The sequence below is a fragment of the Moraxella catarrhalis genome (assembly GCF_001656295.1).
Lineage (GTDB): Bacteria > Pseudomonadota > Gammaproteobacteria > Pseudomonadales > Moraxellaceae > Moraxella > Moraxella veridica.
The window spans coordinates 20,470-32,986 of record NZ_LXHE01000008.1 but is presented as its reverse complement, the minus strand read 5'-3'; the positions used below and the strand labels follow the sequence as shown (position 1 = coordinate 32,986).

Annotated in this window: 12 protein-coding genes and 1 tRNA gene; 4 read left to right on the top strand and 9 right to left on the bottom strand. The window is 43.7% G+C overall.

Features of this window, described 5'->3' with window-relative positions; translation table 11 throughout:
- Positions 1–41: 41 nt before the first annotated feature.
- The 6 genes from gshB to AO382_RS04365 all read right to left on the bottom strand — a co-directional run bounded on the left by gshB (position 42) and on the right by AO382_RS04365 (position 8,126).
- A complete protein-coding gene (gshB, locus tag AO382_RS04390) occupies positions 42–1,016 on the bottom strand; it encodes a glutathione synthase (protein ID WP_064618521.1) in 975 nt (324 codons plus the stop codon).
- A gap of 60 nt (positions 1,017–1,076) precedes the next feature.
- Positions 1,077–1,724: an orotate phosphoribosyltransferase gene (pyrE, locus tag AO382_RS04385; RefSeq protein WP_064618519.1), complete on the bottom strand. Its 648-nt coding sequence runs from the start codon at positions 1,722–1,724 to the stop codon at positions 1,077–1,079.
- 143 nt (positions 1,725–1,867) lie between these two features.
- On the bottom strand, positions 1,868–2,746 hold the full coding sequence (gene tsf, locus AO382_RS04380; RefSeq protein ID WP_064602504.1) for a translation elongation factor Ts: 879 nt from the start codon (positions 2,744–2,746) through the stop codon (positions 1,868–1,870).
- Positions 2,747–2,823: 77 nt separating this feature from the next.
- On the bottom strand, positions 2,824–3,639 hold the full coding sequence (gene rpsB / locus AO382_RS04375; protein ID WP_064618517.1) for a 30S ribosomal protein S2: 816 nt from the start codon (positions 3,637–3,639) through the stop codon (positions 2,824–2,826).
- A 233-nt stretch (positions 3,640–3,872) separates the two neighbouring features.
- Positions 3,873–7,499 (bottom strand): chromosome segregation protein SMC, encoded by a 3,627-nt coding sequence (gene smc / locus AO382_RS04370; protein ID WP_064618515.1) that lies wholly within the window; start codon positions 7,497–7,499, stop codon positions 3,873–3,875.
- A gap of 129 nt (positions 7,500–7,628) precedes the next feature.
- A complete protein-coding gene (locus tag AO382_RS04365) occupies positions 7,629–8,126 on the bottom strand; it encodes an RNA pyrophosphohydrolase (RefSeq protein ID WP_064618513.1) in 498 nt (165 codons plus the stop codon).
- A 310-nt stretch (positions 8,127–8,436) separates the two neighbouring features.
- On the opposite strand from AO382_RS04365, the gene AO382_RS04360 reads away from it, so the two are divergent.
- Positions 8,437–8,850, top strand: coding sequence for an OsmC family protein (locus AO382_RS04360; protein WP_064618511.1), 414 nt, complete (start codon positions 8,437–8,439; stop codon positions 8,848–8,850).
- Positions 8,847–9,269, top strand: coding sequence for an MAPEG family protein (locus AO382_RS04355; protein WP_064618509.1), 423 nt, complete (start codon positions 8,847–8,849; stop codon positions 9,267–9,269). The genes AO382_RS04360 and AO382_RS04355 overlap by 4 nt, the downstream gene beginning before the upstream one ends.
- A gap of 17 nt (positions 9,270–9,286) precedes the next feature.
- Here AO382_RS04355 and AO382_RS04350 read toward each other — a convergent pair whose 3' ends face one another.
- Positions 9,287–9,997, bottom strand: a complete 711-nt coding sequence (locus AO382_RS04350) for a pantothenate kinase (RefSeq protein ID WP_064618543.1) — start codon at positions 9,995–9,997, stop codon at positions 9,287–9,289.
- Positions 9,998–10,027: 30 nt separating this feature from the next.
- A complete protein-coding gene (locus tag AO382_RS04345; protein WP_064610022.1) occupies positions 10,028–10,918 on the bottom strand; it encodes a biotin--[acetyl-CoA-carboxylase] ligase in 891 nt (296 codons plus the stop codon).
- A gap of 77 nt (positions 10,919–10,995) precedes the next feature.
- Between AO382_RS04345 and AO382_RS04340 the strand changes: the two genes are divergently transcribed.
- Positions 10,996–11,793: a sulfite exporter TauE/SafE family protein gene (locus tag AO382_RS04340; protein WP_064618507.1), complete on the top strand. Its 798-nt coding sequence runs from the start codon at positions 10,996–10,998 to the stop codon at positions 11,791–11,793.
- Positions 11,794–11,897: 104 nt separating this feature from the next.
- Here AO382_RS04340 and AO382_RS04335 read toward each other — a convergent pair.
- A tRNA-Phe gene (locus AO382_RS04335) sits at positions 11,898–11,973 on the bottom strand.
- 287 nt (positions 11,974–12,260) lie between these two features.
- Here AO382_RS04335 and AO382_RS04330 point away from each other — a divergent pair.
- The gene (locus AO382_RS04330) at positions 12,261–12,419 is read left to right on the top strand and encodes a DUF1328 family protein (RefSeq protein ID WP_064618505.1); all 159 of its coding nucleotides are present in this window, start codon (positions 12,261–12,263) and stop codon (positions 12,417–12,419) included.
- The last annotated feature ends 98 nt before the right edge of the window (positions 12,420–12,517 follow it).

Here is a 12,517-nt window from a genome sequence, read left to right as displayed (position 1 = left end):
AGCAAGTTTTGCGCATTCACTGCTAAAAACATCAAAAATTATCATTCAGCACTTGGCGTTGTATAATGCTTGAGATTCGTTTCAATAAATTCAATAAAATCAACTGCAATCTGCGTGCCGCACTGATCATCAATCTCACGCACGCAGGTTGGACTGGTAACATTAATCTCGGTAATATACCCACCAATGACATCCAGTCCGACAAAATACAAGCCTTTTTCCAATAAAGTTGGCGCCACTGCATTAGCCAATTGGCGTTCACGCTCCGTCAGTGGCATTGCCACACCCCTACCGCCTGCCGCTAAGTTCCCCCGTGTTTCGCCTTGGCTAGGAATTCGTGCCAGACAATAATCAACAGGTTTACCACCCACAATCAGCACCCGCTTATCCCCTTCGACAATGGCAGGGATGTATTTTTGTGCCATGATGGGTAACTCACCCATCTGTGTCAGCATCTCAAGCGTGGCGCCGATATTAGGGCTGTCCGCCGTCAAGCGAAAAATGCCCATACCGCCCATACCATCTAAGGGCTTGACAATCACATCTTGATGTTCAGTGATAAAAGCGCGAATATGCGCCTGCTTATTGGTGACGATGGTCGGTGACATCAGTTCGCTAAACTGCGTGGCAAACAGCTTTTCATTACAATCTTTGACAGCCAAAGGATCATTGACAACCCAAACACCTGCCCGCTTGGCATAATCCAGCAGATGCAGCGCATACAAAAACTTCATATCAAATGGCGGATCTTTACGCATCAAAATGACATCAAAATCCGTGGCAAGATGGGTTAATGCTTCACCAAGCTCATAAAACTTTTCAGGATTTTTAAAAACTTGTAATGGCCAAGCATCCACATTCAATGCACCCTGACTAAGCCAAAGATCACGAATTTGACAATAATACAGCTCATGCCCACGCTCATCAGCCGCCCACATCATCGCAAGCGTGGTGTCTTTTTTATAATTCACTGTGGCGATGTCGTCCATCACGATCAAAAATCGAAGCTTTTTCATCTCATCATCCCGATATCTTAATTATTTAACTATAACTAAAGTATTTCATTGTATCAGCCTTTAGTTGATGCCATATTCTGCACGATAAGCCTGCATCTGAGTCAGCTCATCTTGAGATCCATGTTTAGCAACATAATCAATAATATCATCCATCGTCACCAAAGCAAGCACTGGCACTTGCAGGCTCTCAGCAAGCTCTTGAATGGCCGATCGATCACTTTGACCTTTTTCTTTACGATCAAGGGCAACAATAATACCTGCAACGCTTGCCCCAGCTTTACTCAGCAAAGTAATAACTTCGCGCATGGCGGTACCTGCGGTCATGACATCATCGATCACCCAAACAGATTTACCGTTTAAATCAGCACCAACCAGCATACCGCCTTCACCATGATTTTTGGCTTCTTTGCGATTATAACCCCACTCAGCATTAATCTGATGCTCACGCCACAACACTTGAGCAGTCGCTGCCACAAAAGGAATGCCTTTATAAGCGGCACCAAAGATGACCAAATCATCTTGATTGGCGTGTTTGGCAAGGGTATCTGCATAACCTTCTGCAAGCACGCTTAATAATTCACCTGTTGATAGCAAACCTGCATTAAAGAAATAAGGACTTTTACGCCCTGACTTTAGGGTAAACTCACCAAAACGCAAAACATTGTTTTTTAAGGCAACCTCAATAAACCGCTCAGGATGAAATGACATAAAAATTCCTCAATCTGATAAAATTCATACATTAAACTATTTTACTCTGTATGATCGATTTTTACAATTAAACGAAGGATAATTTCAGCCAAAATAAAAACCCAATAGGCAAGCCATATTGGGTTTTTATAAACAGCTTAAAATTAAGCTTTGGCAGCGGCTTGAGCAGCAGCAACTTCAGCAGCGAAGTCCTCTTGCTTTTTCTCAATGCCTTCACCAACTTCTAGGCGCTTGAAGCTAACCACAGTGGCGTTTTCTGATTTTAGAACATCACCAACTTTTTTATCATTATCCATGACATAAGGTTGATTCACCAAAGTCACTTCGTTCAGATACTTTTGTAGACCGCCAGTGATCATCTTTTCAACCACTGCCTCTGGCTTGCCAGATTCTTTGGCTTTAGCTTCGATGATGTCTTTTTCGCGGGCTAGGATATCTGCTGGTACATCAGCTTCGTTCACAGCCAACGGATTGAATGCCGCCACTTGCATGGCAACTGCTTTACCCACTTCTTCAGAACCGCCTTCAATTGAGACAACAACACCAATACGCAGGCCGTGGCGATAAGCAGCAAGGTTAGCACCTTCAATCACTTCAGCACGGCGAACTTGGATATTCTCACCGATTTTTTGAACCAATGCCACACGCGCTTCTTCAACTGTTGAGCCATCACCGTATGGTAGCTGGGCAATCGCTGCCACATCTGTGGTGTTGTTTTCAAGTGCAAGCTTGGCAACTTTATTGGCAAATGCAGTGAAGTTTTCATCTTTGGCAACGAAATCAGTTTGGCAGTTTACTTCTAGTAGCAACGCTTTGCCTTCACCTTGGGCAATGATAATCGCACCATCAGCAGCGATATTACCTGCTTTTTTGGCAGCTTTTGCTTGACCTGATTTACGCAAATTATCAATCGCAAGTTCGATATCGCCGCCTGCTTCTTCAAGTGCTTTTTTGCACTCCATCATGCCAAGACCAGTACGGTCACGCAGCTCTTTTACTAGCTTTGCAGAAACTTGAGTCATGTCAATTACCTTAAGTTTTAATTGAACAAAAATTTAGGATAAGCTTGGTATGACCACGCCAAACCAAGCTTAATAAATTAGTAGTTGTTAACCACTTGACCAGCTTGGTCAACTTTATCTTCAACAGGTGCGGTTGCATTTTCACGGTTGGCTTGCTTATCAGTATCAACTGCATCAGCATTACCTTGAGTTTTAGCGTACTCTTTACCCGCGATGATGGCATCTGCCATTGCAGTCACATACAAATTAACAGCGCGGATCGCGTCGTCGTTCGCTGCAATCACATAGTCAACATTGTCTGGGTTTGAGTTGGTATCTACAATACCAATCACAGGGATACCAAGGTTTTTGGCTTCTTTGATGGCGATCGCTTCGTGGTCAACGTCAACAACAAACAACGCATCAGGCAAACCGCCCATCTCTTTGATACCACCCAAAGCACGCTCTAGCTTTTCCATTTGACGGGTACGCTCAAGTGCTTCACGCTTAGTCAATTTTGCAAATGTGCCATCTTCGGCTTGCTTTTCTAGCTCTTTTAGACGAGTGATTGACTGGCGAAGTGTTTTCCAGTTTGTTAGCATACCGCCCAACCAACGATGGTCAACATAAGGCATGCCTGCACGCTGTGCTTGTTCACGGATTACCGCACCTGCTGCACGCTTAGTACCAACAAATAAAATCTTGTTGCGAGCCGCTGCTTGTTTATTCACGAAAGTTAGTGCTTCGTTAAATTGCTTAACAGTATGCTCAAGGTTGATAATATGAATGCGATTACGAGCACCAAAGATGTACTGGCTCATTTTTGGATTCCAAAAACGAGTTTGGTGACCGAAGTGAGCACCTGCTTCTAGCAAGTCACGCATTGAGATTTGAGTTGGGTTTTTATCTGACATAAAAAATCCTAAAAGTTTGGGTTACGCCTCCACGAAACCAAAATACCGAATCCATTAGCACGCATTCGCCACAATGACGAATTATTCAAACCAACAGACACCCCAATATTTCAAATAATTTCGTGTGTGTAGTGTGAGTTTAAAAAATACGCCCATTTAAAAAATGGACGCATTATTATAGCAAATTATTATCAAAAAGTCCAAGTAAATGTTAGATAATGGACAGTTTTTATTCAGTCATTGATTTCTAAATATTTTTGGGCTTCTTGTAAGTCAACTGTCACCAAACTTGAGATGCCAGCGGTTGGCATGGTAATGCCTTTTAACTCATCAGCGATTTGCATGGCAAGCTTATTATGACTAATAAAAATAAACTGAACATCATCAGCCAATTCTCTAATCAACCCTGTAAATCTGGCGACATTGGCATCATCAAGCGGTGCATCAACCTCATCAAGGACACAAAAAGGTGCAGGGTGCTGCTTAAAAATAGCAAAAATCAAACTCAGTGCCGTCAAGGTTTTTTCGCCACCTGAAAGTACAGCAAGTCTTGAGTTTTTCTTACCCTTTGGTTGAGCCATCAGCACAAGCCCTGCTCGCCATTTGTCCGATTTGGGCAAGTCATCATCTGCCATCAAAGTTAAGCTTGCTTGACCACCACCAAAAACCTTTGAAAATAGTGCGTTCAGCTCTTTATTTACTGCCTCAAGTGCTGTCAAAAACAGTGTTTTGGTTTTTTCGTCAATCGCACGAATGGCATCTTGAAGCTTTTTCATGCTTTGGGTGATGTCATTGATTTGCTCATCCATGGGCGAGACGCGCGCCTCAAGCTCAGCAAGCTCAGCTGCAGCTGCCAAATTCACCGCACCAAGCTCAGCAATTTTGCTTTTGATTTGATTTTGCCTTGCTGAATTATCGGTGAAATTTTGATTAGGATTTGTCCGAAAATCTGCCAGTTTAGACGCTAAATTAAACGATTCATCCAGACGCATAAGCTCGCCACCAATGTCTTGAACACGGCTTTCACCGACCGCTGTATCTGCACTGATCTTTGCCAAAGTTGCTTGAGCGGTGGCAAATTTGGTATGTGCCTCAGTCAGCGTTTCTTGCAATTGACTTTGGGCAATTTGCTGTGCTTTGGCTGCCAACTCATATTCATCACTGGCAATCTTAAGCTCATGACTTACCGCTTTGGCAGCTTTAAACGCCTCTTCAAGCACTGGTAACTTTTGACTGAGTTCCTGCTGCATACTTTTGGTTGTCTCAATGTCCGCTTGGGTTTGTGATGCGCTGTGTTTTGCCATCTCAAGCAAACGCTCGGCATGGGTTTTGGCTTGCGTCAGTGTGCCAAGCTTGATTTGTAAAGCCTGATAGGTGTCATTTTGGGTTTTAAGCTTAGCGGCAGCTTCGTCGATACGCACCGTCTGCACCGCCATAGCTTGATTTGCTTGCTCAACTTTTGGCTCAAGCTCCCTTAAGCCAAAATCACAGGTCTCAATCTGCATATTAAGCTCTTGTAGCTCATTTTTAATACTGCTATTTTCATCATCCAGTCGCTTAAGCTGACTGTCAATACTCTCACGGTGTGCTTTTTCAGAATCAAGCTTGGCGGTTAGCGTTGTCACGCTTTGTTCTAATTGGTGCAGCTGCTGAGTGGCGGCGTGTTTTTGGGCGGTGATTTCTTCAAGCTCAATTTTACTGCTTTGAAGCCTTGTCATTGCTTGTTTGAGCTGCTTTTGATCTTTTTCAAGCGAGTCTTCAAGCGTATTCAGCTCATCTTCTAATATTTCCAATCGCTCAAGATGCTTTTTTCGATCACTCAAGAACTGACTGCTGGTATCGCCAAGTTTTGAAAGATGCATCATACCAAAACTGCCCACCAGCCAACCAGCCTTGGTGACAATCATCACACCAAGCAGCGCACCTATCTGTAGATCTGTGAGCGGCTCATCACCCACATATAAATAGCAGCGCCCAAATAACTCAAGCGTGGGCGCACTAAACAGCCGATCAAAGCGCACCAGCTGCTGTTGTAGTGATGTGGGTAATTGGGAGATCACCTCATTGGCATGGATTGATGAAGAGACAATGCCTGCATCGCTTTTTTTGCCTGACTTTAAGATGACATGATCATTATCATCCATCGCATGATCCAAAAAAGCCGTTGGCAGATCATCGCTCAGGCGCGCACTGAGCCAAAATCCCAAAAACTGATCCAAAATGTCTGCATGTGCCAAACCTGCCCCTGTCAGCACCAAACTTTCTTTTAGGCTTGGTAGCGCATTCAAGGCTGTGAGCGCATCCGCATCAGGCGCCATCGTGATTTTGTTTGACTGCACTTTGGTGTGCGTCAGTTTATGTAAAATTTCATATTCGCCCATCAAACTGGCATGGCGTTTTTCTTGGCTTTGCACATGAGCTTGGGACGTTTGAACCGCTACTCTTAGCTCTTCTACGACTGATTTTAGGGCTTCATCATCATTAAGATGTTCAAGCTTTTGTCTCAGCGCTGCGGCTTTTAGCGTATCGGCAGACAGCTGCTTTTGCGCCTCGGTGGTATCGCTGAAGCGGCTTTTGGCAGTGATGAGCTCATCATAACGAACTTGCCATTTATTTAACCCGATCTCCAAACGCTGACGCTGAGATTGTGCCAATTTCTTGAGATTTTCAAGATTATTTTTTTCTTGCATTAGGCTACTTAGCTCATCTCGGTGCGATTGCCAAGTCAACTGCACCTCACTTTGAGCTTGCTTGGCATGGGTAATCTCATGTGTCATCGCTTCTACTTTAGGCGTGATAACATCTAGCGATTGGTTAATTTGTAAAAGCTCGTCTTGTGCCTGATTTATCTTGGTTAGAGCTTCTTGATGCTGAGCCTGTAGGCGAGCGATTTTTTCATCATTTTGGGTAATTTGGCTATTGACTGTATAAAAATTATGCTGCGCGGTCTGCTCTGCCATCTGCGCATTGTGATAGTTATCTTTGGCTTCATCTTTTAGCCACTGCGCCTCAGCGACGCGTGCAGACAGCACATCCAGCTCACGGCGCACTTGATTGGCTTCGGCTTCTAGTTTGGCAAGCGCCTCACCTGACTTGCCCTGCTCGCCCTTTTTTTGTTCATGATGGCGCCACGCTTCAAATAAACGCCTGATCAGATCGTCTTTTTGTAGCACTTTTAATTCATCAGACAAGGCTTGGTACTGCTTGGCAGATTCCGCCTGACGGATCAGCGTTTTATGCTGCTTTTTGAGCTCGCCTTGTAAATCTGAAAGTCTTTTAAGATTATCTTGGGTTTCGCCAAGTTTTTTTTCGGTATCAGCTCGGCGTACCTGATAGCGAGACACGCCTGCCCCTTCTTCGATAAATTCTCGAAGCTGCATGGGGCTTGACTCAACGATGCGCCCAATCATGCCTTGCTCAATCACTGCATAACTGCGCGCGCCAAGCCCAGTTCCCAAAAACACATCCACCACATCACGGCGGCGCACTCGCTGACCGTTGATAAAATAATCAGACTTCCCTTCTTTGGTTACTTGGCGGCGCAGTGACAGCTCTTGATATAGATTTAATTCATGGCGAATACCGTGGGTTTCGTCTTGAGTATGCTCAAAAATCAGCTCAACACTTGCCAAGCTCTTAGCAGCACGCCCTTCCACGCCTGCAAAAATCACATCACTCATCGCACCGCCGCGCAGCTGCTTGGCGGAAGTCTCACCAAGCACCCAACGAATCGCATCGATGACATTGGATTTGCCGCAGCCATTGGGTCCTACGATGGCGGTAATATCATGTCGAAAAGTAAATGTTGTGGGATTGGCAAAGGATTTAAATCCTGCCAGTTTTAAAGATTTTAGGCGCATGAAAACTAAGACAGATGTGGCAAAAGGAGAGTATTTTAGCAAATTTTACCTAAGTATGCTAATCACAAAACCCAAATCGCCCTCAAAACAAAAACCATCACCAATGTGGTGATGGTTTTTGATGGCTCATCATGTTTTCGTTACCAAAGGCTTTTGTCTGGGCACGGCATCAATCAGTTCAAGCAGCGCCCTTTGATAAACATTGCGCTTAAAGGGCACAACCCCCGTCAAAGGAAACCAATAACTCACCCACTGCCAATCATCAAATTCTGGAACACCCACATCAAAACGGATGTGTTTGGTGTTGGCTTCATCAAGATATAACAAAAACCATTTTTGTTTTTGTCCAATGCACAAAGGCTCCTGCCCTGTACGCACATAACGCTTAGGCAAGCGATAACGCAACCAATCACGGGTGACTGCCAGCACTTTGACATGCTCAGGATGCAGCCCCACTTCTTCATACAGTTCACGATACATCGCATCCAGCGGTGTTTCGCCACGACTGATACCGCCTTGAGGAAACTGCCAACTGTCATGTCCGATACGCTTTGCCCACAAAAGTTGCCCGTGTGCATTTACCAAGATGATGCCGACATTTGGACGAAACCCGTCTGCATCAATCATACTTAAACTCTTAATTTATAAATTCATTTAAATTTCATCAAAGACTTTTGATGAATCACTTGATGTCTATTAAACCAAAAAACAGCGCAAAAGTATAGGGTTTTATCCAAGTGCTCTTGTGATCAAATTACCGTTTGTATAATGTGATGACAGCTTAATTTGGCTCATAATTTTTATGATAAAAAGTTTTTTACACCGTTAAAAAATCAATCGGCTAAAATCGGTAGCGACTCAAATGGTTTGCCAAAGACTGTCAAACCAAGTAAAATAAATTGATAAAAAGTTGAATGTTACATAAAAAGGTTTTGATATGGCACAATTAGATGCAGAACTGATTTGGGAAGATGGCGTGCATTTTGTGGGTACTTCACCATCAGGGCATACCATACATCTTGACGGTGATAAAACCGCTGGCGCAAGTCCGATGGAGCTGATTTTATTAGGACTTGGTGGTTGTGCCAGTTATGATGTTGTCACCATCATGAAAAAATCTCGTCAAGACATCACCGATGTCCGCTGCCAAATGCGCGCCCACAGAGCAGATACCATCCCTGCAGTATTCACCGACATTCACTTACATTTTGTGGTGGCAGGCAGCAATATCAAAGAATCACAGCTTGCCAAAGCCATTGAGCTATCCGCCGAAAAGTACTGTTCAGCCTCACGCATGTTGTCAGCAGGCGGGGTGAATATTACGCATGATTATGAGATCGTTGATGTATGATGTATGCACTCTTTGCTAATACCAATATCAAGCTTACCATCATCTTGATGGTCATCGCCTGCCTATTACCTTTTGTGTGTGCCGCTCTTGCCAAATATTTGGGTGGTTTTAACATAAAAGACAATCACACACCGCGTGAATTTTTGGCAAATACTCAAGGAGCTGCCGCAAGACTCAACCATGCTCAAACCAACAGCTTTGAGAGTCTGCCAATTTTCTTGGCTTCTGTATTGATTGCCATTTATGCTTTTGTACCTGCAAGCATCATCAATATGCTTGCGACAGGCTTTATCATCTTTCGGATATGCTTCATCATCAGTTATGCAGCAAATTTAGCCATTTTGCGCTCCGTGACTTGGATGCTGTCATTGATTTGCTGCATCGTGCTATTTATTTTGGCATATCAAATAGGCGTGTAAGCGTGATAAGTTAACACTTAACAAAAATATCTTTGCAGTCCTTTTAGTAGCAGATCTTCATCGACTTGGATATGGTTTAGGTGCGGTTTTAGCATTTGTGCGCCGCCACCTGTGAGTATCACTTCAAAATTTGGATAGTTAGCTTGCACACTGGCGACAGCGCCCACCACCCCAAATAGCACCCCATGATTGACAGCATCATCAGTGGTCCTACCAAGGCTTAAGTCATCAAATCGCCCTTGCTTGACGCCGATTTGCTGCGTACCTGCGTATAGGGCGTGGCGCTGCATATACACATTGGGTAAAATATAACCGCCCAAGTGCGTATCTTTATCAATAATATCAATGGTCAGCGCCGTGCCACACCCAACCACGCACTGCTGACGCATCGGATCAACCGCGCCAAGCATCTGCAGCCATCTATCCACGCCCAGTTGTGATGGGTCGTAGCGGCTAGTGAGCATGGGATGCTTATCGTTAACTTTGGCAAATTCAAAAGGGACGCCAAGCTCATCTAAAGTTGCCGCGATGGCATGGTTAATTTTTTCGCCCAAGACACTAGAAATCCCCACAAAACTTGGCTCAAACTGCGCAAATGTTCTAAGCAGCCCCATCAAAAGCTCATTGGGTGCTTTTAGGTGCTCTTTGGCATCAGATAAGATGATTTGATCATCTTGGATCAGCCAATATTTTAGGCGAGTATTTCCCAAGTCAAGCCACAGCACCATCGCATTTTCCATAACACCAATCCCTTAATTTTAACTTTTTAATTGAACCATGCCAGCAAACAGACTGTGCTCGCCTTGCTGAGTTTGTAAGACCAATGCCCCTTGATCATTGATGCCGATACAGCGCCCCGCGTGCGTGATCTTTTCTCGATCATCCTGCAAAAACACTTGCACATCTCGCCCCGTCAACACATGCACCTGATTAAATTCATGAACAAACTCAGTCAGCGCCTGATGATGAGCCAAAGTCAGCTGATTATGATGTGCGACAGCTTGGCAAATCGCCTCACAGATCGGCTGATACAGTGTCGCAGCGTCCGGTAACTCATCTGCCTGCCAAAGATCGCTAAGACTCGTGGACTCATACAGCGAATTTTGGATCATTGGGCTGTTTTTTACATTCAGCCCCACACCAATCACCAGTCCTATCAAGGTGCTGTGATGATTGATGGCTTTAAATACTGGCTCTATCAAGATGCCTGCCAATTTATGAAATTTAGGATGCGCCTGATCAATAAATCCCAAATCATTTGCCCATTTGACGCCAATAGTGGGTAGGTTTTTGGTCATGCGAATTTGGTTTATTTGCTCAATGATGGGCATTTTTACCAAATAAAAACCCACCAACAGTGAAATCAGTCCCGATAACTGATCAATGCCAAAGTCATGGGCTTGTGTCCGCATTGGCACATATAAAGACAAAAAAACATTACCTTGGGGGCTGATCCAAGAACGACCATGCTGTCCGCGCCCAGCGCTTTGTTGATCAGCGGTATATAAATGCAGCGTCTGATGTGCGATTTGACCTTGAGTGAGTGCATCCATCAGCTCAGAATTGGTACTTTGGGCAAGCTTAGCATGGCGATGGTTGGCTGTCACGGTTTGCCACAGTTGGTCAAAGTTGCTTTGGTTAACATTCATCAGATGACAATTTACGACAAAGATAATAAAAGTGCGTTATAATAGCACAAATTTAAAGAAATAATGGACGAATATCGATGATTTATATCTGGTTTGCAGCAGCTGGTATCATTGCCGGACTGTGCGCAGGATTATTTGGTGTGGGCGGCGGCATGGTGATTGTGCCTGCATTGATCTGGATTTTGGCAGCATATGGCATGCCAACCGACATCGTACCTCATGTCGCCGTTGGCACAGCACTTGCGACGATTATTTTGACTTCCATCAGCTCAATGAGCGCACACCATAAGCGCGGTGGGGTGCGTTGGGAGATTTTTAAGAATATGTCAAAAGGCTTAGTGCTTGGCAGTTTATTTGGTGCATGGGTTGCAACGCTGATTAGTGGTGCAGCATTACAAGCAATTTTAGGGGCTGGTGCTATCTTAGTGGCGATCAAAATGCTATTTTTCCCCAATCAAGAAAGACTAGATATACCACCACCGCCTGCTTATAAACAAGGGTTTGCTGGCGTTGTCATCGGTATTTTATCCGCCATCTTTGGTATCGGCGGCGGTAGCTTAACTGTGCCTTATTTAAGCCAAAATGGTGTTCCCATGCGACAAGCCGTCGGTACATCAGCCGCCTGTGGCTTACCCATTGCTTTGGCAGGAGCATTTGGTTTTATTTGGTTTGGGCATCAAGTTGGTACTGCCAATATTGATGGTTTGATTGGATTTGTGCATATTGGGGCATTTATTACAATCAGTATTTTAAGTTTTATCATGGCAAAAGTTGGTGCCAAGTTGGCTCATGCTCTACCCGCTCAAACCCTTAAGCGTGCTTTTGGCGTACTGTTGATGATTGTAGGCGTACGGCTAATTATGAACGGACTTTAGGACTTTAATACTTCATGATAAAAAGCATCGGTCTATGACAGGTGCTTTTTAATATTAAAACGGCTCATAACCAAAAACCCCAAGCAACTGCTTGGGGTTTAATATGGTGGCGAGAGGCAGGATCGAACTGCCGACACACGGATTTTCAATCCGTTGCTCTACCGACTGAGCTATCACGCCGAATTGATGCGTATTAAAACAAAATTTCATCAACTTGTCAAGAAAAATATGTCCAAAATTGCATTTTGTATCAAATTGTCAGGTTTATGCACTGATATGCACAAGGGATTACATAATATTTAATTTATTTTCATAAAGCTTACAATTCATCAATATGTTTAATAAAATTATTTCTCTAAAATAACCTATAAGAATAAAAGAAAATACACCATTTTCTTTTTCATCAAAACCCAAACTGGTCAATACAAATTTATTGGACACATACCAGTTATTATCAGGAGAATCATATGTTTCGTTGGGCTATTATTTTTGCAATTATCGCCATTATCGCAAGCTTTTTAGGATTTGGTAATATTGCAGGTTTAACCAAAGAGTTTGCCTATATCTTCTTGATCATCGCTGTCATCTTGTTTATCGTTGGCTTTATTGGTGGTCGCCGTAGGTAATTGCTACATAAACAATTATCTCAAAATAAACAATTATCTCAAAGATAATTAAAATAAAAAGTCTGTCATTGTGGCAGACTTTTTATTTTTGAATCACT